We start from the raw sequence: 26,216 nt of genomic DNA on the forward strand, positions 1-26,216 counted from the left end.
GTGTATAATTTATTCATGGAAACAAATTGAATCTTTTTCTGTATCCGCACTTTCTGCATAATTCTTCAACCACTATCCTTCTGGAAAAGCCATTAAAAATGCCGGTTGACCGAGGGCTTTCAACTATTTCAGAAAAATGAGTTTTATGAATATTGCCTAGGTTAAGTACACCTTCTCCATCAAGGCAGCAGGGTACTACTGTTCCATCTACTAATATGCCTACTTGGTTACGAAGCCCAAAACAAAAACCAGGGCTATTGTCTTCCTCTACTTTTAAATCTGGCCACTGAAATTCATGATCTTGATTTAAATATACTTTATCACAAATTTTAATACCCCTATCTGGGCTTATTTTTTCTTCAATTTTATAAGATAAATCGAAGGCATTTTCAATTACGGAAAGTAAGGCGCAATTTTTTTTAGCTCTGAGATTTGTAGTATTATCATTACCTAGATTCCAGAACCTTAGAGAAAATAAAGTATCAGTTGTATCTATTGCTTTCTTAACAAAGGAAATAATATCATTAATATATTCATCTTTATTAGAATCACATTCATTCCCATCGAAGCTATGTAGGGAAAAATTAATCTGTCTTAGTGCAGGTTTCAGTATTATTTTTTCTCGAACTTTGCTTATCAGAGTTCCATTAGTGGTTATATTAACCTTAAACCCTTTTTTATAGCTTAAATCTAAGAATTTATCTAATTTAGGATGTAGAAGTGGCTCTCCTTTAACATGAAAATATATATAATCCGTATGAGGTTTTATTTGGTCTAATATTTTGATAAAGGTTTCTATGCTCATAAATTCAGGAGCCCTTAATGTCTGTGGGCAAAAAATGCAGGAAAGATTACATACATTTGTAATTTCTATATAAAGTTTTTTAAACTTTTTCATTTGATATACTCCAATCATAGCTAGACTTTAGGTGAGTTATATGTAAATAGCAACAATATATAAATATATATATATATTTATATTTATTTATATATATTTATATTTATTTATTTATATATATTGTAGCATATAAAAATTTTAAACTGGGATAGCACACCTTTTCCTTTTAACGATAGTTCAGAAGGAAAGGCTCCCTCTTCTATAAGAGGGGGGTATATACTATAACAAAGAGAAAACTTCAGTGAAAGTATAAATCCTTCTGAAGTCGTTAATGTATCTTCTTCGAAGATAAGCAGCTTCGAAGAAGATGATTTAACCTCGTGTATCATTTATAAATGAATAATAATTCAGTATGATGCTAAAAATACATTTGACGACATTTCAGAAGGGAAATCCCCCAACTTCTATAAGGGAGGGGCTAAATCTCCTCCTGAAGTCATTGATGTTGCAGCTTCGCAGAAGATAATTTAAGCTTGAAAAGGAGGAAGAAATTATGGCGTTATTAGGAAATCCATTCATTGCAAATGTACCAAGACAAATGTCAAATGAAGAGCTTGCGCAAGCAATTCGTGTTGACATTTCTGGTGAAATTGAAGCTATCATGGGTTATGAAGCTCATTCAATGTCTACAACCGATGAAAGAGTTAAAAAGGTTTTGAATCACATTGCAGATGAAGAAAGAAGGCACGTTGGGGAACTCGAAGAAGTTTTGTATATGTTATCTCCAAAGGATTCTCAATTTATGGAGGAGGGCAAACAGAAAATTAAAGATCAGCAGTCTCAAAATTTCCAGCAACCAATGTAGTGATTTTTGCCACCATTTTGGGTGGCATTTTCAATTTTTATTAGAAGGTGAAAGTTCATGGCCACTTGAACCTGCCTTATAGCTTTTTAAAAATAGATTGTAAAATTTATTTACTACTTGTGCATTTTCAATTTCTCTATTTAATTTTAATACTTCGATTGCAGCTTCTATTGTACATAAATTACCATCAACCGCGCCTCGTCTTAAATCATACTTAGATTTAAAACTTGGCTTCAATGAAATAATTGGTAGCTTTTCTAGATAGGCGCTTCTCCTGACTATTTTTCGTGCTTCCTTCCACGTACCGTCTATGATAATAAATACAGGGATTTTACCTGTATTTTTATATTCAACTTTTCGGATCTCAGCTTCACAATTTTCTATAGGGAAAAGTAAGAATGGCTCATATATTTTATTATTTAGGTTTGATACTAATTTTTCAGGTATCTTTGTTCTTTCCCAAAGGAAAATTTCTGTTGAATGTGGATTAACTACTTTTAATATTCTTGCAGTATTAGAGGGTCTGTGAAATTCTTTTTCCGTAGATAGAATCCAAATATTTGCATCAGTTTTTATTTTAGGCGCTTTATCACAAAGACAATTTATAATTGGCAACCCACATTTATTGCAGCTATCATATAGACTTGTTATTTGTTTTACTTTATAAATTGAATTCATATGTCCGTTACGTAAACTTTATAATGGTTCTTTCAAGTTTTACAATATTGCTTGTTTTAACGTAACTTCCTCCTTTTTTATTTAATTTTTATTTTATTATCAACATTATTCTAATTATAGCCACTGTATCTATATGTTAATTTTATTTATTCCATCTTTTTAATTTATAAGTATTTCTTGTTAAAAATTTTGCCACAAATTTAGGAAATTTCATTTCTATTATTTTATTAGTTACTTTTTCTTGCATTTCATTGACGGTGATATTAGGCAAAGTAAATTCACCATTTTTAAAACAATGGCTGCAATACATTTCGCTTAATTTTCCATCTGTTTCAGTTCCGGAAGTTGTTCGATCCTTATTCAAAGGCATTCCACAACTTTGACAAGTGCTATATTTTTTCTTCATAATTCACACTCCCTTTCTAACCTTATTATTGATATACATAAAACCAGCATTTACGTTTAAACCATAAAAACATATCTATTGCAATAATAGCCATAATTAATAAAATTACAAAATAACCATACTTTGAGTTAAGTTCAGGCATGTTTTGACTTTATATTTATAATACAACAATTTAATTATAATACAATCGATACTAATGGCAATCAAAATATTAAATTAATAAATAATTTTCAAAAGATAGTAAATACTAATAAATATTGGAATGTAAAAGTATATTATCAAAAAATATTCAAAACAGTTATAAGATACTTTTGTCTTGACATAGAATATAAAAAAATATATACTTTGACTATCAAACTAATTTGAAATCAAAGTAAAGGGAGCGGATAATTATGAAGTTACCTCCTTTAAAAATTGGAGAATTAATAGCAAGTACTCCTATAATCCAAGGCGGTATGGGAGTGGGAGTGTCTCTTTCGGGTCTAGCATCAGCTGTTGCAAATGAAGGCGGGATTGGGATAATATCTACTGCTCAAATTGGATATAATGAAAAAGATTTTGGAACCAATGCAAAGGAAGCAAACATAAGAGCATTAAGAAATGAAATCAGAAGAGCTAGAGAATTAAGTCCCAAGGGTATTATCGGGATAAATATTATGGTAGCTATGAATAACTATGAAGAGCTTACAAGAACTGCTCTAGAAGAAGGAATAGATTTAATAATATCTGGTGCAGGACTTGCACTTAATTTACCTAAAATAGCTGAAGGTTTCAATACAAAGCTTGCACCAATAGTATCATCAGCAAAGGCAGTTACAGTTATATCAAAAATGTGGGATAGAAAAAATAATTGTGCCGCAGATTTAATTGTTGTTGAGGGTTCTGAAGCTGGTGGACATCTTGGTTTCTCTATGGAATCATTACTAGAAAAGAAAACCCAAGACTTAAAGGATATAGTTAAAGAAGTTATTGAGGCAATCAAGCCTTTTGAAGAAAAGTATAATAAAAAAATTCCTGTAGTAGCTGCTGGTGGAATTTATACTGGAGCAGACATTGCAGAAATTATGAAACTTGGAGCAGCAGGGGTACAAATGGCTACTAGATTTGTGGCTACGCAGGAATGTGATGCTAGTTTAGCTTTTAAAATGGCTTATATTAATTCAAAAGAAGAAGATATAAAGATAGTAAAAAGTCCTGTAGGTATGCCAGGCAGAGCTATTAACAATAAGTTTATGAAGCTTACCCAGGAAAATGGTTGCAAAGTAGATAAATGTTATTTATGTATAAAGGACTGTAATCCTCAAAAAACTCCTTATTGTATTACGGAAGCGTTAATACAAGCAGTAAAAGGTAATTTAGATAGGGGACTTATCTTTGTGGGAAGTAATGCTTATAAAGTAGATAAAATTATATCGGTTAAAGAACTTATGAGTGAACTAGTGAAAGAGGCAGAAGAACTTTTTTAATTTTATGGAAAATATAAATGAAATATGAATTGTTGTATATTTATGGGAAAATCATTGACAAATAATCATTCCATAGATATACTTTGATTGTCAAAGCATATGAAAATTAAAGTACGGGAAATGGTGATAAATATGAGCAAATCTGTTGGCGTTGTAAATGAATTGTTAGTAGAGACATTTAGCGATATATTACAGATAGAACAGAGGGCACTTAAAGAAGGGATACTTAAAGACATATCTATAACGGAAATACACACTATTGATGCAATAGGCATGTATGAGTACAGAACTATGTCAGAGGTAGCTCAAGACCTTAAAATTACTGTTGGTACTCTTACAACGGCTATCAACAAACTTTTAAAAAAAGGGTATGTAGATAGAAAAAGAGGAGAAGAAGACAGAAGATCAGTAATGATTGCGCTTACTAGAAAAGGAAAGCTCGCCTATAGAATACATGAAAAATTTCATTCTCATATGGTGCACGCAACTATAGATGGTCTAAACGCAGAAGAAGAAGACATACTAATAAAATCTCTTGAAAAATTAAATGCTTTCTTCAAAGAAAAATACAAACTAGAAAGTTAATACTATCTTTAGAAAAAACAAAGATTAGAAGGTTAATGAAAGGAGCAGTTAAGCAATGAAAGAGGTACAAATAATTGGTACAGGAAGTTATGCTCCTCTAAACATAATGACTAATCATCAATTAGCAGAAATTGTAGATACATCTGATGAATGGATAACTTCTATGACAGGTATTAAAGAGAGACATATATCACAAGGTGAAAATACTTCAGACTTAGCTACAAAAGCAGCCTTCGAGGCATTAAAGGATGCGAAGGTTAAAGCTTGCGATATAGATTTGATTATTCTTGCGAGTACATCACCGGATCAATTTGTTCCAGCCACTGCATGCATAGTTCAAGGAAATATTGGAGCAGTTAATGCTATGGCCTTTGACATATCAGCAGCATGTACAGGGTTTATATTTGCCCTTAATATAGCAATGCAATTTCTTAAAACAGGAGAACGTAAACGAGCCTTAATAATAGGTGCAGAGGTTCTATCAAAAATCGTTGATTGGACAGATAGAAAAACTTGCATACTATTTGGAGATGGAGCAGGGGCAGCAGTTCTTGAGGCAGGTAGTAAAAAAGGAATTATTTCTGTGGATTCAGCTTCAGAAGGTCAAAAGGGTCAATTTTTAACTTGTCCCACTGTAGATCTAAAAAACACATTTACAAAAGGAAATGAAAATTTTAAAACTACAATAAGTATGGATGGCAAAGAGATTTTTAAGTTTGCAGTAAAAACTATTGAAAGTAGCATAGATAAAATTTTAGATGAAAATAATTATACACTTGATGATATTAAGTATGTAGTTTGCCATCAAGCAAACTACAGAATAATAGAGTTTGTTGTTAAAAGATTGAAGGCTGACAAAGATAAATTTTTTGTAAATTTAGATAAGTATGGAAATACTTCGGCAGCAAGTATAGCCATAGCAATAGATGAAATGAATAAAAAGAATTTATTGAAAGCTGGAGATAAAATTATACTTGTAGGCTTTGGTGGGGGATTAACCTACGGAGCTTCATTAATAGAATGGACAATTAATAAATAAAATATTAGGAGGAATTAGTAATGGTATTTGAAAAAGTTAAAAATGTAATAGTTGAACAATTAGGGTTAGACGAAGCAGAGGTTAAAATGGAGGCAAATTTCACAGATGATTTAGGAATAGATTCTCTTGAAATATTTGAAATTGTAATGTCACTCGAAGAAGCCTTTGAAATTGAAATACCGAATGAAGATATAGAAAACATTAAAGATGTAAAGGGAATTGTTAACTATATAGAAGAAAAACTTAAACAATAGTAATTAATGGGTTAGATGATTAGAGAGCTGAACTACTAAGCGTATTATATTTAGTTTAATTCAGTATGAAAAAAAAGTATATATTACATGAAATTTAGTACACGTAATATATGCTTTTTTCTATAATTATCTGACTCTAACTATATGCTTTTAAGGAATAAAGGAGGGGTAAAATGTTTAATTCCGTATTTTTTGAAGATTTAGGTGTGAAATATCCAATAATACAAGGTGGTATGGCTTGGGTTGCAGACAGTAGCTTAGCGTCCGCAGTATCTAATGCAGGGGGATTAGGGATTATAGCAGCAGCTAATGCACCAGTTGATTATATAAGAGATGAAATTAGAAAAGCAAAGAAGTTAACAGATAAACCATTTGGCGTTAATATAATGCTTTTAAGTGATAATGTAGAAGAAATTGCACATCTTGTATGCGAAGAAGGTATTAAAGTTGTTACTACAGGAGCAGGCAACCCAGGTAAATATATGGAACTTTGGAAGTCACACGGAATTAAAGTGATACCAGTGGTACCGTCAGTGGCGCTGGCTAAACGCATGGAGAGAGCGGGAGCAGATGCAGTTATTGCAGAAGGTTGTGAATCTGGAGGACATATCGGTGAACTTACAACTATGACCCTGGTTCCTCAAGTTGTTGATGGAGTTAATATTCCAGTGATTGCAGCAGGGGGCGTAGGTGATGGTCGTGGTATTGCGGCAGCATTTATGCTTGGAGCCCAGGGAGTTCAAGTAGGAACAAGATTTTTAGTAGCGAATGAATGTACAATACATGAAAAGTACAAAAAGAAGGTATTGGCTGCAAAGGATATAGATTCTGTAGTTACAGGAAGACCTACAGGGCACCCTGTTAGGGCTTTAAAAAATAAGTTATCAAGACAATTTCAAAAGCTTGAAAAGGAAAATGCTCCAGTAGAGGAGCTAGAGGAACTCGGACGAGGATGTCTACAAAGAGCAGTAAAAGAAGGCGATATTGAGATGGGTTCTGTTGTGGCAGGTCAAATCGCAGGTCTTGTAAAGAAAGAACAAAGCTGCAAAGAAATTATAGAAGAAATGTTTGCAGAGGCAGAAGAAGCTATTATAAAATTTAGATAAAAAGAATATTATTATTTAAGGAGGGAAATATGAGTAAAATTGCTTTTATTTTTCCTGGACAGGGAGCCCAATATATTGGTATGGGCAAGGAATTATTTGAAAATATAGAGGTTTGCAAAAATATATTTAATATAGCAGATGAAGAACTTAATTTTGAGCTAAGCAAACTTTGTTTTGAGGGTACAGAAGATGAGCTAAATATCACAGAGAATACTCAACCAGCTATTTTAACTACTAGTATAGCAGCTCTTATGGCGTTAAAAGAACATGGCATAAAATGTGATGTAACTGCAGGACTTAGTCTTGGAGAGTACTCAGCACTGGTTTGTAGTGGAGCTATGGATTTCAAAGATGCGATAAAGCTTGTTAAAAAGCGTGGAAGATTTATGCAGGAGGCAGTGCCTGTCGGAATAGGAACTATGGCAGCTATTTTAGGTCTTGCAGATAATTTAGTTGAAGAAGCTTGTAGCGAGGCTAGAACCTCTGGGATAGTAGAGATCGCTAATTTAAACTGTCCAGGACAAATAGTAATTGCCGGGGAAATAGCGGCGGTAGAACTTGCCTGCGAAAAAGCTACGGAAAAAGGCGCAAAACGAGCGATACTTTTATCTGTAAGCGCACCCTTCCATACCTCCATGTTAAAACCAGCAGCAGAGAAGTTAGAAATTGAACTTGAAAATATAGACCTTAAAGATATTACTATTCCAGTAATGACAAACGTGAATGGTGATTATGTAAAGAGCAAAGATGATATTAAAGGCAATTTAAAACTTCAAGTTATGAGTTCTGTTTTATGGGAAACAATTATAAGAAATATGATAAAAGACGGTGTTGATACTTTCGTAGAGATAGGTCCAGGTAAGGTCCTGTGTGGATTTGTCAAGAAAATAGATAGAAAACTTACAGTAGTGAATGTAGAAGACTTAGCATCTTTAAATAAAGCGATAGAATTGCTTAAATAATGGAATTGATTAATAAACATAGTTGATTAAGAAGCGGGATCCTATGAAAGATGTAAAGGAGCATGAATTTATGTTAAAAGGGAAAATAGCAGTAGTTACAGGAGCTAGTCGAGGTATTGGAAGAGCAATAGCCGTAAAGCTAGCAAAGCTTGGAGCAAATGTAGTTGTTAACTATAGAAATAGTGAAGACGCAGTGCGCGAAGTAGTTAAAGAAATAGAAGATTTAGGAGTTAAGGTGTTAGCAATTCAATGTGATATTAGTAATTATAGTGATGTGGAAAATATGATGAAAAAAAGTGTTGAAGAGTTTGGAAGCTTAGATATTCTAGTTAATAATGCGGGTATAACAAAAGATGGTCTTTTAATGAGAATGAAGGAAGCTGATTTTGATAGCGTTATAGATATTAACCTGAAGGGTGCTTTTAATTGCACAAAACATGTATCAGCCATAATGCTTAAACAGAGAAGTGGTAGAGTAATAAATATATCTTCAGTGTCTGGGCTTACAGGAAATGCAGGCCAAGTAAATTATTCCTCTGCAAAGGCAGGTATAATAGGCATGACTAAGGCTGTGGCTAGAGAATTTGGGGGCCGTGGAGTTACTTGTAATGCAATAGCACCAGGATATGTTCAAACAGATATGACTGATGCTTTGCCTGAAAAGGTAAAGGATACTATAATGAGCACTATCCCACTAAGGAGACTTGGAACGCCAGAAGATGTGGCAAATGTAGTAGCATTTTTAGCTTCAGAGGAAGCTTCATACATAACGGGTCAAGTTATAAATGTAGATGGCGGAATGGTAATGTAGCACCTTTACGTGATTTAGCATATAAATATGATGATTAAAGGAGGGTTTACTTTATGAAGAATAGAGTTGTTATAACAGGTATGGGAGCAGTTACTCCTATAGGAAATGATGTAAATAGCTTTTGGTATAATATAAAAGAGGGTACTTGCGGCATAGATGTAATTAAATCTTTTGATATTTCGGGTTTTAAATGTAAACTGGCCGCAGAGGTTAAGAATTTTGATGAAACTGTTGCACTTGACAAAAGAGAAGCTAGAAAAATGGATAAATATTGTCAGTATGCAATGGTTGCAGCAGATGAAGCAGTTAAAAATTCAGGACTAGATTTAAAAGCTATAGATAGTGAAAGATTAGCAGTAATAGTTGGTTCAGGAATAGGTGGAATCGGTACTATTGAGAAAGAACATGCAAAGCTTATGGAAAAGGGACCAAGCAGAGTTACGCCTTACTTAATACCTATGATAATAGGTAATATGGCAGCCGGTAATATTGCAATAAAGTATGGTACTAAAGGTATGTGCTCGAGCGTTGTTACGGCTTGTGCTACAGGAACTAATGCAATAGGAGATGCTTTTCACATGATTCAAGATGGAAGAGCGGACATAATAATAGCTGGAGGTGCAGAGGCTTCAATTAGTCCACTAGCTTTAGCAGGGTTTGCACAACTAACAGCTTTAAGCAAAAGTGAAGATCCTCTAAGAGCATCAATTCCTTTTGATAAAGAGAGGGATGGGTTTATTATGGGAGATGGTGCAGGTATAGTTATACTTGAATCTTTAGAGCATGCAGAAAAAAGAAATGCAAAAATATATTCAGAGGTTAAGGGTTATGGATCAACTTGTGATGCCTATCATATAACTTCGCCATCTCCAGATGGAGAAGGAGCAGCAAGGTCGATGGTAATGGCGCTTAAAGATGCAGATATTAAGCCATCAGAAGTATCTTACATTAATGCACATGGAACAAGTACTCCATATAATGATAAGTTTGAAACTATAGCTATAAAATCTGCTTTTGGAGAATACGCATATAAAATACCTGTAAGTTCAACAAAGTCCATGACAGGTCATCTTTTAGGGGCATCAGGGGCTATAGAAGCTATAGTATGTGCAAAAGCATTAGAAGAAGGTTTTGTGCCAGCAACTATAGGATATAAAGTGCCAGATGAAGATTGTGATTTAGATTACGTTCCAAACGTAGGAAGAAAACAGAAAATTAAATATGCAATGTCAAATTCATTAGGCTTTGGTGGTCATAATGCTACTATTATATTAAAAAAATGGGATGGTAGATAATTATGGATTATAAAAATATTCAAGAGTTAATAAAAACGGTTAGTGAATCGCTTCTTACTTCTTTTGAAATTGAGACAGAAGGTATCAGAATAAAGATGGAGAAAAAAGAGCAGCAAGTGGTAGTAGAAAGAATACCAATAAATGATACACCTGTAGAACGAGTTGCTAAGGAAAGCCTTACTAGGCAAGAGATAGCTTCTAAAGAAGTATATTTAGAAAAACTAGAAAATGCAGAAAAGACAATACCCAAGGAAAATCTATTTGTAGTTAAATCACCTATCGTTGGAACTATGTATTCTTCTCCAAGTGCTGAATCAAAGAATTTTGTAAAAGTTGGTACTAAGGTTAAAGTTGGAGACACACTTTGTATTTTAGAAGCTATGAAGCTTATGAATGAAATTGAAAGCGAAGTAGATGGAGAAGTTGTAGAAGTATTAGTTTCAAATGAAGAGATGGTAGAGTACGGACAGCCATTGTTCAAAATAATTGAAAATTAGTGGCGAAAAGATAGCTTAAAACTATCATATGTCTACTGGTGTAATTGAGTGAAAGGTGGAATCATTAATGGAAGATATAAAAGGTACTGCTTTAGATATAAAACAAATACAAGAAATTATTCCTCATAGATATCCATTTTTATTTGTGGATAAAGTAGAGGAACTAGAACCAGGCAAAAGAGCTGTTGGGTATAAGAATGTTACTATGAATGAGTATTTCTTTCAGGGCCATTTCCCAGAAGAACCTATACTTCCAGGAGTAATAATTATTGAGGCTTTAGCGCAGGTTGGAGCGGTGGCACTTTTAAGTATGGAGAGCTATAAAGGTAAAATAGCTTACTTTGGTGGTATTAATAAAGCTAAATTTAGAAAGAAAGTTGTTCCGGGAGATGTGTTAAAGCTTGAGGTAGAAATAATCAAAATGAAGGGACCTGTTGGGATAGGTCTAGGTATAGCTACAGTAAATGGAGTTAAAGTGGCACAAGCTGAACTTACATTTGTGGTAGGAAAATAAACATTAAAAACACTTTAGTTAATAATTTTAAGTGTGGGGAAGGTAAACAATATGTTTAAAAAGATATTAATTGCTAATAGAGGCGAGATAGCGGTAAGAATAATCAGGGCATGTAATGAAATGGGTATTCAAACTGTTGCAGTATATTCTGAGGTAGATAAAGATGCTCTTCATACTCAAATGGCAGATGAGGCTGTATGCATTGGACCTGCTAAATCTAAGGATAGTTATTTAAATATGCAAAACATTTTAAGTGCCACAGTGCTTACGGGCGCAGAGGCAATTCATCCTGGTTATGGGTTCTTATCTGAAAATAGTAAGTTTGCACAGATGTGTGAGGAGTGTAATATAAAATATATAGGTCCAAATTCACAAAACATTGATAATATGGGAAATAAATTAAAGGCAAGAGAAATTATGATAAATGCTGGGGTACCAGTAGTCCCTGGTTCAGGCGGAGCGATTGACTCTGAAACAGATGCTTTAGTGGAAGCTGAAAAAATAGGATACCCTGTAATGATAAAGGCTTCAGCAGGAGGCGGGGGACGAGGAATTAGAGTTGTTAGTAAAGTAGAAGATCTTATACCTGCGTACAACACTGCAAAAGCTGAGGCGAAAACTGCTTTCGGTGATGATACGATGTATATGGAAAAATTCATAGAAGAGCCAAGACATATAGAGTTTCAAATACTTGCAGATGAGCATGGAAATGTTGTTCATCTTGGCGAGAGAGACTGTTCTATTCAAAGGCGTAATCAGAAGGTAATAGAAGAGGCACCAGGAGCTGTAATGACAGGAGAACTTAGAAAACAGATGGGTGAGGCTGCAGTTAAAGCGGCTAAGTCTATTAATTATAAAAATGCTGGAACTATAGAGTTTTTATTAGATAAATATGAAAAATATTACTTTATGGAGATGAATACACGTATACAGGTGGAGCATCCAATAACAGAAATGATTACTAGAGTAGACTTAGTTAAAGCTCAGATAAGAATTGCTGCAGGGCAAGTTCTTCCTTATAAACAGGAGGATATAAAAATTGAGGGTCATGCTATTGAATGTAGAATAAATGCAGAAAATCCTTCTAAAAATTTTATACCTTGTCCAGGTGAAATAAAATCACTACATATTCCTGGAGGATATGGAGTAAGGATTGATAGTGCGGCATATCAAGGATACAAAATCCCACCCACATATGACTCCATGATAGGAAAACTCATTGTACACGGAAAAGATAGAGATGAAGCAATACGTAAAATGAGAAGGGCATTAGGAGAGTTTATAATAGAAGGTGTGGATACTAATATAGATTTTCAATTTAAAATAATAAATAATGTTAATTTTATAAAAGGAAAATTTGATACTAGTTTTATTAGTAAAGAATTTAACAAGTAGCTAAACGCATACTGGAATTTATTACATAAAAGTTTTATACTATGAGTGTGGTATCTATTTGGGATGCTATAAATTATGGTGTAGGTATGTTTTTAGGAAGGGGTAGCTATATGTTTGAGTTTGAACGTATATTTAAAAAGAGTAAATATATTGAGGTTAAAAATTTAGAAAATGAATATGGTGAGAAAAAACCTAATATACCTTCAGGAATGTGGGTTAAATGCGAAAAATGTGGCAAAATCCTTTATAATAAGGATTTAGAGAGTAGCATAATGACATGTGATAACTGTAGAACCCATTTCAGAATTGGGTCTAGAGAAAGAATAAATTATACTATAGATAAAGGTACTTTTATAGAATACGATAAAAATATGATCTCAGATGACCCTATAGATTTTGAGGGATATAAAGATAAACTCCAAAGTTTGCGTGATAAAAATTTATTAAATGAAGCTGTAATAACTGGAGAAGGAAAGATAAATGGACAGGATACGTTAATTGCGGTTATGGATAGCAATTTTATGATGGGAAGCATGGGCTGCGTTGTTGGAGAGAAAATTACAAGAGTCATTGAAAGAGCAACAGAAGCTAAAAAACCTATTATTATATTTACTGCCTCAGGGGGAGCTAGGATGCAGGAAGGCATATTTTCGCTAATGCAAATGGCTAAAACTAGTGCTGCTATTGCAAGGCATAATGAAAAAGGTTGTCTTTATATAGCTGTTCTTACAGACCCAACTACAGGTGGAGTTACAGCAAGTTTTGCTATGCTCGGAGATATAATACTTGCTGAACCTAATGCATTAATAGGGTTTGCAGGTAAAAGAGTTATTGAACAAACATTAAAGCAACAATTACCTGATGGTTTTCAAAGGGCTGAATTTTTGCTCCAAAAGGGTTTTATAGATAAAGTTGTGGATAGAAAAACTATGAAGGATACTTTAACGCAAATATTAAAAATTCATTCATAGCATTAAGAGAAAGACAAAAGTAACACATAGGGAGTGGAATTTTATGGTAACTTTACCTTTTGAAAAGCACATGTATGAACTTAAAAGTAAAATAGATGAACTAAAGAATTTAGCAGCAGATCAAAATATGGATTTAGAAAAAGAAATAAGACAGATGGAAATTAAGCTCTACAATATGCAAAAGGAAGCCTATAAAAACTTAACTGCTTGGGATAAAGTAAGCATTGCGAGGCTTGTGGAACGTCCTACTGCTCTTGATTATATAAATCTAATTTTTGATTCCTTTATGGAGCTACATGGTGATAGGTATTATGGAGATGATTCTGCTGTTGTAGGTGGGATAGCAGAGTTTAATGGTATTCCTATAACTGTTATAGCTCAGCAAAAGGGAAATAACACCAAGGAAAACATAAAGAGAAATTTTGGTATGCCAAATCCAGAGGGATATAGAAAAGTTTTAAGACTCATGAAACAGGCAGAAAAATTTAAAAGGCCTATTATTTGTCTTGTAGATACTCCGGGAGCATATTGTGGAATAGGTGCAGAAGAAAGAGGCCAAGGCGAGGCAATTGCTAGAAATCTTATGGAGATGTCAACTTTAAAAACACCAGTAATTTCAATAGTTATAGGAGAAGGCGGAAGTGGTGGAGCTTTAGCTATGGCAGTAGCAGATGAGGTTTGGATGCTAGAACATGCAATTTATTCTATTTTATCACCAGAAGGTTTTGCTAGCATATTATATAAAGATGCAAGTCTTGCTAAAGAAGCGGCTACTGCAATGAAAATAACAGCCCAGGATTTAATTGATTTTGGAATAATAGATAGAATTATAAAAGAGCCTTTAGGTGGGGCGCACACTAATTTAGATGAGATGGCAGCGAGTATTAAACGTAATTTAGAGGAGTCAATTGGTAGATTAATGCGGGAACCTATAGAATCCTTACTTACTAAGAGATATTATAAATTTAGGAAGATTGGTAAGGTAGTGGAATAATTTTAATTTTAGTGAGGTTAAGAAAAGTATATATACTTTTCTTTTTTTTTGTATTGAAGTGTTTGTATAAATCATACATAATAGAAGGTGAGAATAATATTTAGGATAATGGCAAAGGGGAATTAAGTTATGAGTAAAACACATAGTGGGACAATTTTAGTAATAGATTCAGGATGCGATTTACCTTTAGAGTATATTGGACAAGACAATATAGTACCATTAGGTATAATATGTAATTTTAAAGGCGAAGCAATAGAGGATGATTTCGGAAAAAAAATTATTCGTAAGAATTTTTATAATGCATTAAGGCAGGGAGAGATGCCTACTACATCACAAATAAATAGTCAAAAGTATGTAGAGGTTTTTAGAAAGTATGTGAAGGAAGAAAAATCTATAATATATATTGCGTTGTCTTCTGCATTAACAGGAACTATAAATAGTGCAAATATAGCAATAGAAGCTGTACTTGAAGAGTTCCCAGAGGCGGATATAAGTATAGTTGATAGTAAATGCGCAAGTCTTGGACAAGGGCTGTTAGTGCATTATGCTTATGAAATGTTAAAAAAAGGAAGTTCTAAAAAGGAAATAGTGACATGGATTGAGGAAAATAAACTTAAAATTAATCACTGGTTTACAGTTAATGATTTAAACCACTTAAAAAGAGGTGGAAGAATATCAAGTTCTGCTGCAACCGTTGGTACCTTGTTAAATATAAAACCAGTTTTGTTTGTGGACAATGAAGGACGACTTACTCCTTTTTCTAAGTGTAGAGGTAGAAAAAAGGCAATAAATACTTTAGCCCAAAAATTCAAGGAAAGAACAGATCCAAATAAAGAACAAGTTATTGCTATAAGTCATGGAGATTGTATTGAAGATGCATTAGCTTTAGAGGCGTTGGTTAGAGAGCATGGAAATGTTAAAGACGTCATTTTAAATTATGTAGGTACAGCAATAGGGTCCCATACAGGACCAGAAATATTAGGATTATATTTTATAGCTGACGAAAGATAAGGAGTAAGATATATTATGGGAAATGAAATCGCAATTATTATATAATATCATAAATTAAAAAATTACTTTATAAAGTAAAAGAAAGATATCATAAGATATCTTTCTTTTACTAATATGGGTAAAAACTATTCTGTTTCATTTCCTAATTTTTTAGATTCTTTAGAAACGCCTATTTCATTGGCAGTTTCCATTCTCATTTTATCTAATTCTTTTTTTGTTTTTGGATTAGCCTTTTTATTATCTTTACTATTTTTGTTGTTTTTATGTGACATCGTAAGCTCCTCCTTATATTACTTAAGAGTACAAAACAATTATTAATTGCTTTGCTCCTTTATAATAAATATTTCAATATTAATATAACCAAGTTCATGAAATGTATGTGATATAATTAGTATTATTAAGAAAATTTACATAGGAGGAAATAATTATATGAATAAAAAAATTGGATTTATAGGCTGTGGTAATATGGCAAAGGCTATGATAAGTGGAATAATAAAATCAAATTTAGTTTCTAGTGAACAAGTAATGGCAAGTAATCCAACAGATAAAAGTTTAAATAAGGTAAAAGAACAATATAATATTTTAGTAACTAATGATAATAAGGAAGTTGCTCGATTTTCTGATATATTAATTTTAGCTGTAAAACCTTATAAGTACTCTGAAGTTATTGATGAAATAAAATCTTCTTTAAAGAAGACGGTAGTTATAGTAACTATAGCTGCAGGGGTAACTTTAGAATATATGAGTAATACACTCGGAGGCGCTGAAAAGGTTGTAAGAACTATGCCAAATACTCCAGCGCTTGTTGGCGCGGGTATGAGTGCACTTTGTGCTAATAGAAATATAACTAAAGAAGAATTGCAAGACGTAGTAAATATTTTTGAAAGTTTTGGTAAGATAGAGATATTAGAGGAAAAGCTTATTGATATAGTTCCAGCGGTAAGCGGCTCATCTCCTGCTTATGTGTATATGTTTATTGAAGCTTTAGGTGATGGTGCGGTGCTTCAAGGAATGCCAAGAGAAAAGGCTTATAAAATGGCAGCGCAAGCAGTGCTAGGAGCAGCTAAAATGGTGCTTGAAACAGGAGAACACCCAGGAAAACTTAAAGATGATGTATGCTCACCAGGGGGAACTACTATAGCGGCAGTATACACCTTAGAAAAGAATAATTTTAGGGGATCAGTAATTTCAGCTATGGAGAGTTGTACAGAAAAGGCAATTAAAATGGGTGAAAAATAAGATTTTCAAAAAACAGAGGCAGTTACATATGAATCTCAATAGAATGAAACTGTTTGGTGACTAGGTACAGGATTAGGGTATAAAATATGCTCTAATCCTGTACCTTTTTTATTGTGCAACAAAGAATTATCCCTAAAAATATTTGTGATAAAATTACATAAAAAACATATATATTTATTAAGAGTTTGAAATATATATAAATTATTGATTTTCGAACATATGTTTGATAAAAATGTGAATATGGCATATTAAGAAAAAATACTGTAAAGTATTTAAAAATATACTTTAGTAGATAATTAAACTGGAGGGAAAATAAATGGAAACAAAGGGTTTATTGGTTAAGATTAATTATTCGCAAGAGGGTAATGACAGTTTAGCAATAACTTATACTAATAATATAAATAAGGATAATCATTCTTCTAAGTATTTAATTTGTGGAGGAATGTATAATAGAAATGGCGGAACTATAATGTTTAAGGCTAAAAATATAGAAGAAGCTTCAGAAATAGCTAATAATAATCTAGTGGCCAAAGCAGGAGTTAATAAATATGAGTATTTTAAACTATCAACATCTGAAATAGGGTTAACATAATTGCGTATTAATACCACTATGTATTTTGACTTTTCAATGAACACATTGTCACAATTCAAAAAAAGTTTTCCCGAAACGGTTGAATACTTACAATTATGAACTATAATTAAAGATGGAATCATCAATATAGAATATAATTACAACTAAATTGTAGGTGTAATTGATGATTTGAATAATTTCAATTGGGAGGAAATATAATGGATAAACTATCACGAAATGATATTTGTTGGTGTGGCAGTGGTAAAAAATATAAAAAATGTCACATGAATCAGGATATATTTATAGGCAATATAGAGGAAAAAGTAGGTTATAAAATACCTAGAGATATAATGAAAACAGAGGAACAAATAGAGGGTATAAGGAAAAGTTGTAAGTTAACTCATGATATACTCGATATTGTTGGGCAGAGAATAAAAGTTGGAGTAACCACAAATGAAATTAATACTTGGGTACATGAATATACTGTGCAGCATAATGCATATCCAGCACCACTCGGCTATGGTGACTTTCCTAAGAGCGTATGTACATCAGTAAATGATGTAATATGCCATGGTATACCCGATGGTACAGTTCTAAAAGATGGTGATATAATTAATGTAGATGTGTCTTGCATATTAGAGGGATATTATGGTGATGCCAGTAGAATGTATACAATTGGAGAAATGTCTAAGGAAGCGTTAGATTTGGTGCGTGTATCGAAAGAGTGTTTAGAAAGGGGTATAGAGCAGGTGAAACCCTTCAATACCCTCGGAGATATAGGGTGTGCTATTCAAGAGCATGCAGAAGGTTTTGGATATTCAGTGGTATACGATTATGGTGGTCATGGCGTTGGATTGGAGTTTCATGAAGAACCATTTGTACCTCATATAGGCAAAAAAGGAGAGGGGTCAATATTACTACCTAATATGATCTTTACTATTGAGCCTATGATTAATATCGGTAGTCCTGAAACAGATGTACTTGAAGATGATTGGACAGCAGTTACAGTGGACGGTTCATTGTCATCTCAGTGGGAACATACAATACTTGTTACTCAAACCGGATATGAGATACTAACATAATGTGACATAACTTATAACTTATATTTAAAATGTATTACCTATTTATGCGCAAAAAAAGTATATATTACGTATAATGCATTGAAGCGAGCTTTAGAACGTCTTATTTTATTTTTAATTAAGATGCGTTACGAAAAACATATGTTTGAGCGACAGTAATCTGTACCCTTTGTCAAGGACAATTAGAAAAAACTATATTGAATTATAAAGATGATTTCTGTATTGAACAGGAGTCATCTTTTTCAAATCCCATTGATATCTATATCTATTATAATAGATCATATATTTTTTAATTTCTTTCTTTAACTCTACTAATGTTTGACACTCTTTTATGTTTGCCTCATCTTTGAAATGACCGAAGAATGATTCCTGTGGAGCGTTATCCCAACAGTTTCCACGTCTTGACATAGATTGTCCTAGTCCACAACTTTTAACGAGATTTTGAAGGATTGGACTTGTATAATGACAACCTTGATCTGAGTGAATAAATGCATCTTTAGATATTTTAATATTTCTATTCTTTTTTAGCTTTAGTATAGTATCAGTGACTATATCCATCTTAATATTAGCTGACACATTATATGCCAGTATTTCATTTGTAGAGGAATCCTTAATCGTTGATAAATACGCCCTATGACCCTTTCCATAAAACAAATAAGTTATATCTGTAAGCAATACCTTGCCAGGTATATTTTGCTTGAAGTTTCTATTTAATAGATTTGGTAAAACAGCATGTTCGAGGGTGGCTTTCATCATCCTTTTATAAGGATTTGCTTTTCTAATAGGACATACAATTTGGTATTTCTTCATTATCCTACGGATACGTTTCAAATTGTAAACGATACCAAATTCGCCTTCTAACGTCATTTTAATTTGTCTAGCTCCTTTTTTGCGGCCTTTAAAGTTATATGCTTTTAAGATAGTATCTCGCACTATTTGATCATGATCGTCACGTTGATTCCTAACTCCTTGTGAACTAACTGAGAAATAGTTGTAGTAGCCTGAACGGGATACCCCCGACACACTGCATAAATGGCTAAGCATATTTCTGAGTTTATATTTTTTAATTTGTGAATTGATAAGAATATATTTTTCTTCTGCTACTAATATTATTTTTTCTTTACCAGCCTTCTTTCTAGGATGTCGATTTTTTTTAGTAATTCATTCTCAGCTTTAAGTAAATTAACTTGGACCTTAAGACGTTTATATCTTTCTTCTATGGGAAGATCTTTCCCTCTTGATCTTCCGCACATTGATTTCCTTGTATCATTCAGTCCTATTACACCTTTTTTTCTATATGCAGTCCGCCATCTGTAAGCTGCTGATCTAATTCGATCATTTCCAAGAACGTCTATATCAAAACCATATTCTTTAAATATTTCTTTTATAGATTTGCCCTTTTCATTCTCTGTTACAAAAATGCGTTTATATTCATCAGTGTAAGTTATACCTTTAATACTAACATTTGTTACATATTTATTTTTGGATAACACTTTCACTTCTTTTTCTGTAAAATTCTTAATGCTCATTTATTCACCCCTAATCATTTATTCCATTATACATAGAAAAACCCCATAGGGTAGTTTTTTTTAAATCGTCTACTCTATAGGGTACATTTTACAGCGAGTTTATGTTTTTTAGCAGATTAATTAAAAAGAAAATTAGTAGTTCTTAGCTAAGTGGATGCATTAATAGTGATATATACTTTTTTTATTTATGTAGCAATAGTATTGTAAATGTCGTTTTAGTAGGGATATTTGATATTTCACAATAAAAAAGGTGAATTTTATATTATTTTGATATAATTATATCAAAATAAAAGTTTTATAAAATTACAATAATTAGATGAATTAACAATATTCAATTGAAACAATGAAATCAAACAAAAAATATGTTATATTTATACTATATTACATTTTAAAGGTAACTTTTAAAATTAAGACACCAAAATGATGATTTAACGACATTTTAGAAGGGAAGTCTCCATCTTCTATAAGAGGGGTTACGGACTATAACAAAGAAAAAACTTCAGTGGGAGTATAAATTTCCTTCTGAAGTCGTTAATGCATCTTCGTAGAAGATGAGCAGCACCGCAGGTGATGATTTAATTGATATTTGAGGAAGTGATTGGATTGGAGATTATTAATAATAGATATAGAATAGTTAGATGTATAAAACAAAATAGAGTAGTTTCCAGTTATGTAGTAAATGACATAATAAAAAATTATGATACAGTGCAATTAAATATTCTTAATTCAGAATACATACAAAAGGAACTAATAGAATTTTATACTAAGGAGTTTATTAGTTTAACTAATTTAGAATGTGAAAATATAATTTCAGTATATGATTTCGCTTTAGTTAATATAATAGATAATAAAAAATTAAATGATAAAGTGTATTTTTACACAAATGAATATGTTCAAAATAACTCTAGTATTTTAGAAATTGTACGGGATATGGGAACTTATGCGCTATTAGATTTGTTTATAGAAATCTGCCAAAGCATAAACTATCTCCATTTAAAAGGAGTTATTTATAGTGATATAGATTTATCTAATATTATAGCTTCAAATATACTATATAAGAAAAAAAACTGTGTTAAATTTAAAGATATTGCAACGGTTGAACTTGAGAAACAAGGATTCTGGAAGGATAAAAGTAGCCAAAATTATTTTAAGGCACCAGAAATATTAGAAGGAGAAAAATGTAGTGTTCTTAGTGACATATATTCTTTAGGGATACTATTATTTATTATATATATAAAAAGTAAGGATTATGATTTTGATGTTTTTGAAGAAATTAAAGAACTTAATGAGTGTAAACTCCAGGAAATGTTTAACGATAATATAGATTTTAATATGAACTTTAAAAATATTATAAAAAAAATGATCAATAGTGATCCTTCTAAAAGGTACGAAAACATTTCAGAATTGGTAACTGATATAAATACTTATTTTCATAAGCAATATGTACCATATAGAAAAGAGGAATTAGAAAAATTAAATTTTAATTTCAAAATGATAGGTAGAGAGGAAGAAGTTTATAAAATTACTAATATCTATGAATCTATTAAAAATAAAAACAATTATAATTCTACTATTTTAATTCATGGAGAATCAGGTATTGGTAAAACACGCTTTCTTAAGGCATTAAAATATCTTTTTTCTTTGAAAAGAGTAAATGTTTATAATAGTTTTGTATTGGATGCTTCTACTATAAATAGTAATAAGGCTTTTGTAGACATATTAAAACAAATTATTTCTGGATGTGAATTAGATGTATTAGAAAGATATGAATCAGAACTTGTAAAATTCATACCAGAATTAGGCGATAAAAAGAACATAATACATTCAAAGCCGTTAAGTGGTGACAAAGAAAAATTCAGGCTTATACATTTCGCAGCGGGGTTCATTGAAGAATGTATAAATAAAATACCTATAGTTATAATTATTGATAATTTTCACTTAGCAGATGATTTTACAATAGAATTAATGGAGTATCTTATAAGAAATAAACTACCCAATAAAAACATTATGATTATAATGTCCTACTGTGATGGAGAATGCTTATTAAATAAGAAATTTACAGAATTTACTAAAAATATATCCCAAGGTAATGGCTTAACCAATATTTTTTTAAAAGAACTAAGCGAAACGGAAGTTGGAAGAATGATTCAAGATATTCTAATAACTCCTAATATACCCTATAAATTTGCAGGTAATATATATGAAAAGACAAAGGGTAATCCATTATTTGTTAAGGAAATTATAAAAAGTTTTTTCAATAAAAAATATATTTATCTAGATAAAGAGAAAGGTTATTGGGCCAAAGATTATGATTACTCTAAATTTATAGTGCCTTCAGATATGCATCAAGTACTACTGAATAAAGTTAAAGAAATGAGAGAAATAAATTATAAAATTTTACAAACAATATCAATATTTAAAAGTGCCGTTTCTATAGAAATAATTAGAAGGTTTATTAAAAATGACAATGAAGATTTAGAGCAAGCATTTGAAGAGCTTATTTCCTCGGGAATATTATGCAAAAAAATTGAGGATAGGGGCTTTGTATTTGATTTTTATAATAAATTTCTTAAAAGCCTTATGTATGAAAAAATCCCTGATGAAGATAGAAAAGCCGCACACAGGTTGGCGGCAGTATTACTTGAAAATCTATATTCAGAGGGTGGTACAGAATATATTGAGGAATTAATTTATCATTTAGAAAAATCAAATCAAGATGAAAAAATTATTGATTATTGTATTGAAAATGCTGAAAAAATGAAGCTTCTAAAAAATAGAAGTGATGCAATAAAAAATTTAACTAAAGCGGTATCTATAATGGACTATTCATGGAATCCGGTTAAAAATATAAAGCTTATTATGGATCTTGCTAACTTGCATGAACAAGAAGGAAATATTGATTTATCTATAAATTACTATTTGTCATTGCAGAAGTATAATGAAAATACTGAGTTGTACAAATATATAATAGATAGCTTAATTAAGGTAGCTGAAGTATATTTAAGCAAGAATAATATAGATAAAAGTGTTCATTATATTGAGGAGATTGAAGCTCTGCTTGGCAAGGTAGACTATGTTTGCGGAATGCTTAAATGTAAATCGATTTTAGCTTCTGTATATGACATAAGGCAAGAGTATGAAAGAGTACAGGCTATATGCAGCAGTTGCATGGAATCGTGCACGGGAGAATATGAAGAACTGAAAATCATATTTTACAATCATAAGGGATTAGCTTATTTAAGATGTGGTAGAGAACAAGAAGCATTAGTAATTTTTGAAAAAAACATAGAAGTATGTAATAAATATAATAATATTAATGGGTTAATAAAATCCTTAAATAATATAGGAGTTATTTATAGAGATTATTATCAGGATGACAATAAAGCCATAAAATATTTCTTTGAAATGAACAAAATATGTGAAAAGAATAATATGCCTAGTATCAAATTAGATGCATTAATAAATATTGCCACTATATATTTTTCAAAGCAGCAGTATGAAATAGCTTTACAATGTTTTATTGAAATATTAGAAAAGTATAAAAAATATGAATACGAATTTCATATTTTCTATTGTTATTGTTCCATCGCTAGTGTATATCTAAAATTAAATGATTATGATAATGCATATAAGTATTATGAACTTTGTAATAAAGAGCTAGAAAACTATCCTAATCAAGGAAAAGACATAGGTGAATTTTACCTTTTGGCATCTAGAATCAACTATAAATTGGGAAATTTACAAAAGGCACAGTTTTATATTAATAAGGCATTAAATTTATATTATAGTGACGAATCAATACTTACATGGAAGGCTCAGGTTTTAAATGAATATATAAAAATTCATTTGAGAGAAAATAATGAAAACATAAATGAAAATCTTGAAAGGATTATAAATATTGCTAGGAAAATATCCTCGATGAGTAACAGACTTAATATATTTTATGATGTAATAATTTTTTTATATGAAAATGGAAAACAAGAATATGTGACTACTATGCTTAGGGAAATTAACAAGATTGATATCGATATAAAAGACAATAGCGTATATGTTAAAAAATTATATGTAGATGGATTAATTGCAAAAAAGAATAGTATTAAATTTTTTAATGAAGCATTAATACATTCAAAAAAATATAAAGAAATAGATATATCTTGGAAGATATATACTGAAATCGGAGATCATTACTTTGAAAAAAAAGACTATTTATATGCGGTGATTTACTATTTTGAGGCATGTGGTATATTGAAGGATATAAATCTTAAATTACCAATACAATACAGATTAACATATATTAAACTAAATAATGCATTGAAGCCTTTTAATAAATTCCTAGGTATTAATAATTATTATAAGAGTAATAAAGATACTTCAATGCTTAAATTTGAGGCTGTTAATGTTAGTGATGAAGAAGGGTTATTGAATTTATTAGAGCAAGTAAATCATAAAGAAATTTTAAAGAATAAGACATTTATAAAGTCTATAAAAAAAATATATTCATCTTCTCTTCGTGAAGATATTCATGACATAAGTGATGTATTAGAAAACCTGCAAACAGATAATGCAAAAAACTTAGAACTTATAATTGATTATTTGTCCTATATAACTTTAGCAACTAGGGGAACTATTATTATTAGTGATAATGATAAAGAGTATAAAGTTATTGCGTCTAGTGATAGAAAATATGAATTGCCTCAAAACCAAGAAGTATTATCTAAAATTTTAAGTGCAGAGAGACCAGTTTTACTAACAGATGCATCTCAAGAACAAAATTTAAATGGAGATATTAATAGTATCCATAATAATTTAAAGGCGTCAATTTGTATTCCTATTATTATGGAAAATAGTAATGAAAAAGGCTTTATGAAAAATGAGCGAAGAAAAAGTATACAAGGTAGCAAACATGTGATTGGATATGTATATATTGAATCGCAAAGGGTACTAAATAATCTTAATGAGGATAGTATGAAGAAGTGTATGGAGCTCAGTAAAGTTGTAGGCATAATAATTGAAAAGTACAAGCTTAGGTTAAGCGCTTCTATTGATAAGTTGACAGAAACCATTACCAGAAAATATTTAGAAGAAGCCTTAGAGGAACAAATTGAAGAAGCAAGCCAAACCGGCAGTGAATTTTCTCTTATTATGTATGATTTAGATCACTTTAAAATGATAAATGATAAGTTTGGACACCGGACAGGGGATTATGTCTTAAAAAAGGTTTGCGATGTTGTGATGAACAATTTAAGAGAAACAGATATTGTAGGTAGATATGGTGGGGAAGAATTTATTATTATTCTCCCAGATACCAATATTTGCGATGCTGAGATTGTGGCTGAAAAACTTAGAAATAAAATAGAAGGAGAAAAAATATTAGACAATAGATGTGATGTTACAGTAAGTCTAGGTGTTACAGCATACCCACTTCATGGGGAGTGGCAAGATGAATTAGTTGAGCGGGTGGACCAAGCATTATATGTGGCAAAGGAGCAGGGGCGAAATAGATATGCTATTTGGAATAGTGAATTCTCTAAAAAGGCTAAAAGAACAGATAAACTTACTGGGATAATATCTGGTAATGCAATACAAGACCATAGAAATGTGCTTGCCATGATAGAATTAATTGAGATTATAAACATAAATGGAGCAAGGGAAGATAAAATATATAGTTTATTAGGTAGAATTATTGAAATTACAGAATCGCAAAAGGGTATTTTATTTATTATGGAGGATAAGAATATTACTTATAAATATTCAAGAAAGATTTTCAAAAATGAATGGATAGATATCGATACGTATAATAATAATATAATAAAATCTGTAATTGATAGTAAGCAGGGAGTATTCAAGATAGATTGGGATACAATAACTGAGTATGATGCGATTACTGGTGTTCCAAACTGGCAGTCTGTTATGGCTATTCCACTGATTAAGGGGGATGTAGTGAAAGGAGTGTTATACTTAACTGAATCTACTCAGAGAAAAGAGTTTGGCTTTGATGATTTTAACTTTGTAAATACTCTAGGGAAGATAATAGTTACAATACTATAGCATTATATGATTTTGTTCTTTATGTGTAGTATAGACAAAATAAGAATGAGGAAAGGTAAATCT

The 26,216-nt window shown here is 31.4% G+C and carries 25 protein-coding genes; 19 read left to right on the forward strand and 6 right to left on the reverse strand.

Annotated features, from left to right (window positions below):
• Positions 1-13: 13 nt before the first annotated feature.
• Entirely contained in the window at positions 14-898 is an 885-nt protein-coding gene (locus ACWJJ7_RS12235) for a radical SAM/SPASM domain-containing protein (protein WP_462962347.1), read from the reverse strand.
• A gap of 493 nt (positions 899-1,391) precedes the next feature.
• Between ACWJJ7_RS12235 and ACWJJ7_RS12240 the strand changes: the two genes are divergently transcribed.
• Complete coding sequence (locus tag ACWJJ7_RS12240; RefSeq protein WP_462962348.1) at positions 1,392-1,703, forward strand: demethoxyubiquinone hydroxylase family protein; 312 nt, start codon at positions 1,392-1,394, stop codon at positions 1,701-1,703.
• 30 nt (positions 1,704-1,733) lie between these two features.
• Here ACWJJ7_RS12240 and ACWJJ7_RS12245 read toward each other — a convergent pair whose 3' ends face one another.
• The 3 genes from ACWJJ7_RS12245 to ACWJJ7_RS12255 all read right to left on the reverse strand — a co-directional run bounded on the left by ACWJJ7_RS12245 (position 1,734) and on the right by ACWJJ7_RS12255 (position 2,929).
• The gene (locus tag ACWJJ7_RS12245) at positions 1,734-2,381 is read right to left on the reverse strand and encodes a tRNA-uridine aminocarboxypropyltransferase (protein WP_462962349.1); all 648 of its coding nucleotides are present in this window, start codon (positions 2,379-2,381) and stop codon (positions 1,734-1,736) included.
• Positions 2,382-2,523: 142 nt separating this feature from the next.
• Positions 2,524-2,787, reverse strand: a complete 264-nt coding sequence (locus ACWJJ7_RS12250) for a zinc ribbon domain-containing protein (RefSeq protein ID WP_462962350.1) — start codon at positions 2,785-2,787, stop codon at positions 2,524-2,526.
• A gap of 25 nt (positions 2,788-2,812) precedes the next feature.
• Positions 2,813-2,929 (reverse strand): hypothetical protein, encoded by a 117-nt coding sequence (locus ACWJJ7_RS12255; RefSeq protein WP_462962351.1) that lies wholly within the window; start codon positions 2,927-2,929, stop codon positions 2,813-2,815.
• A gap of 250 nt (positions 2,930-3,179) precedes the next feature.
• On the opposite strand from ACWJJ7_RS12255, the gene ACWJJ7_RS12260 reads away from it, so the two are divergent.
• The 14 genes from ACWJJ7_RS12260 (at position 3,180) to ACWJJ7_RS12325 (ending at position 15,687) form a co-directional block, all read left to right on the forward strand.
• On the forward strand, positions 3,180-4,253 hold the full coding sequence (locus ACWJJ7_RS12260) for an NAD(P)H-dependent flavin oxidoreductase (RefSeq protein ID WP_462962352.1): 1,074 nt from the start codon (positions 3,180-3,182) through the stop codon (positions 4,251-4,253).
• 132 nt (positions 4,254-4,385) lie between these two features.
• Complete coding sequence (locus tag ACWJJ7_RS12265; RefSeq protein ID WP_462962353.1) at positions 4,386-4,838, forward strand: MarR family winged helix-turn-helix transcriptional regulator; 453 nt, start codon at positions 4,386-4,388, stop codon at positions 4,836-4,838.
• A gap of 55 nt (positions 4,839-4,893) precedes the next feature.
• Positions 4,894-5,877, forward strand: a complete 984-nt coding sequence (locus tag ACWJJ7_RS12270; protein ID WP_462962354.1) for a beta-ketoacyl-ACP synthase III — start codon at positions 4,894-4,896, stop codon at positions 5,875-5,877.
• Between the two features lie 20 nt (positions 5,878-5,897).
• Positions 5,898-6,131 (forward strand): acyl carrier protein, encoded by a 234-nt coding sequence (gene acpP / locus ACWJJ7_RS12275; protein WP_462962355.1) that lies wholly within the window; start codon positions 5,898-5,900, stop codon positions 6,129-6,131.
• 173 nt (positions 6,132-6,304) lie between these two features.
• Positions 6,305-7,237 (forward strand): enoyl-[acyl-carrier-protein] reductase FabK, encoded by a 933-nt coding sequence (fabK, locus tag ACWJJ7_RS12280; protein WP_462962356.1) that lies wholly within the window; start codon positions 6,305-6,307, stop codon positions 7,235-7,237.
• Positions 7,238-7,266: 29 nt separating this feature from the next.
• Complete coding sequence (gene fabD, locus ACWJJ7_RS12285; protein ID WP_462962357.1) at positions 7,267-8,199, forward strand: ACP S-malonyltransferase; 933 nt, start codon at positions 7,267-7,269, stop codon at positions 8,197-8,199.
• Positions 8,200-8,269: 70 nt separating this feature from the next.
• Positions 8,270-9,010, forward strand: coding sequence for a 3-oxoacyl-[acyl-carrier-protein] reductase (fabG, locus tag ACWJJ7_RS12290; RefSeq protein WP_462964987.1), 741 nt, complete (start codon positions 8,270-8,272; stop codon positions 9,008-9,010).
• A 53-nt stretch (positions 9,011-9,063) separates the two neighbouring features.
• Entirely contained in the window at positions 9,064-10,305 is a 1,242-nt protein-coding gene (gene fabF / locus ACWJJ7_RS12295) for a beta-ketoacyl-ACP synthase II (RefSeq protein WP_462962358.1), read from the forward strand.
• A 2-nt stretch (positions 10,306-10,307) separates the two neighbouring features.
• Positions 10,308-10,802, forward strand: coding sequence for an acetyl-CoA carboxylase biotin carboxyl carrier protein (gene accB / locus ACWJJ7_RS12300; RefSeq protein ID WP_462962359.1), 495 nt, complete (start codon positions 10,308-10,310; stop codon positions 10,800-10,802).
• Positions 10,803-10,869: 67 nt separating this feature from the next.
• Positions 10,870-11,316 (forward strand): 3-hydroxyacyl-ACP dehydratase FabZ, encoded by a 447-nt coding sequence (fabZ, locus tag ACWJJ7_RS12305; RefSeq protein ID WP_462962360.1) that lies wholly within the window; start codon positions 10,870-10,872, stop codon positions 11,314-11,316.
• 51 nt (positions 11,317-11,367) lie between these two features.
• The gene (locus ACWJJ7_RS12310) at positions 11,368-12,711 is read left to right on the forward strand and encodes an acetyl-CoA carboxylase biotin carboxylase subunit (protein WP_462962361.1); all 1,344 of its coding nucleotides are present in this window, start codon (positions 11,368-11,370) and stop codon (positions 12,709-12,711) included.
• A 110-nt stretch (positions 12,712-12,821) separates the two neighbouring features.
• The gene (accD, locus tag ACWJJ7_RS12315; RefSeq protein ID WP_462962362.1) at positions 12,822-13,682 is read left to right on the forward strand and encodes an acetyl-CoA carboxylase, carboxyltransferase subunit beta; all 861 of its coding nucleotides are present in this window, start codon (positions 12,822-12,824) and stop codon (positions 13,680-13,682) included.
• A 43-nt stretch (positions 13,683-13,725) separates the two neighbouring features.
• On the forward strand, positions 13,726-14,676 hold the full coding sequence (locus ACWJJ7_RS12320; protein ID WP_462962363.1) for an acetyl-CoA carboxylase carboxyltransferase subunit alpha: 951 nt from the start codon (positions 13,726-13,728) through the stop codon (positions 14,674-14,676).
• Between the two features lie 129 nt (positions 14,677-14,805).
• The gene (locus tag ACWJJ7_RS12325) at positions 14,806-15,687 is read left to right on the forward strand and encodes a DegV family protein (RefSeq protein ID WP_462962364.1); all 882 of its coding nucleotides are present in this window, start codon (positions 14,806-14,808) and stop codon (positions 15,685-15,687) included.
• A 125-nt stretch (positions 15,688-15,812) separates the two neighbouring features.
• Here ACWJJ7_RS12325 and ACWJJ7_RS12330 read toward each other — a convergent pair whose 3' ends face one another.
• The gene (locus tag ACWJJ7_RS12330) at positions 15,813-15,959 is read right to left on the reverse strand and encodes a small, acid-soluble spore protein, alpha/beta type (RefSeq protein WP_165411774.1); all 147 of its coding nucleotides are present in this window, start codon (positions 15,957-15,959) and stop codon (positions 15,813-15,815) included.
• A gap of 157 nt (positions 15,960-16,116) precedes the next feature.
• On the opposite strand from ACWJJ7_RS12330, the gene proC reads away from it, so the two are divergent.
• From proC to ACWJJ7_RS12345, 3 genes are all read left to right on the forward strand, one after another.
• Positions 16,117-16,926 carry a pyrroline-5-carboxylate reductase gene (gene proC, locus ACWJJ7_RS12335; RefSeq protein ID WP_462962365.1) on the forward strand — a complete coding sequence of 270 codons (810 nt, stop codon included), beginning with the start codon at positions 16,117-16,119 and terminating at the stop codon, positions 16,924-16,926.
• A 316-nt stretch (positions 16,927-17,242) separates the two neighbouring features.
• Positions 17,243-17,518, forward strand: a complete 276-nt coding sequence (locus ACWJJ7_RS12340) for a hypothetical protein (RefSeq protein ID WP_462962366.1) — start codon at positions 17,243-17,245, stop codon at positions 17,516-17,518.
• 197 nt (positions 17,519-17,715) lie between these two features.
• On the forward strand, positions 17,716-18,579 hold the full coding sequence (locus ACWJJ7_RS12345; RefSeq protein WP_462962367.1) for a methionyl aminopeptidase: 864 nt from the start codon (positions 17,716-17,718) through the stop codon (positions 18,577-18,579).
• Positions 18,580-18,768: 189 nt separating this feature from the next.
• Here ACWJJ7_RS12345 and ACWJJ7_RS12350 read toward each other — a convergent pair.
• A protein-coding gene (locus ACWJJ7_RS12350; RefSeq protein WP_462962368.1) for an IS3 family transposase occupies positions 18,769-20,105 on the reverse strand; the annotation gives its coding sequence in 2 pieces (ribosomal slippage) (positions 18,769-19,724 and positions 19,724-20,105; 1,338 coding nt in all).
• Between the two features lie 603 nt (positions 20,106-20,708).
• On the opposite strand from ACWJJ7_RS12350, the gene ACWJJ7_RS12355 reads away from it, so the two are divergent.
• The gene (locus ACWJJ7_RS12355; protein ID WP_462962369.1) at positions 20,709-26,153 is read left to right on the forward strand and encodes a diguanylate cyclase; all 5,445 of its coding nucleotides are present in this window, start codon (positions 20,709-20,711) and stop codon (positions 26,151-26,153) included.
• Positions 26,154-26,216 lie beyond the last annotated feature (63 nt).

It is taken from the genome of Clostridium sp. CM042, from assembly GCF_055080995.1.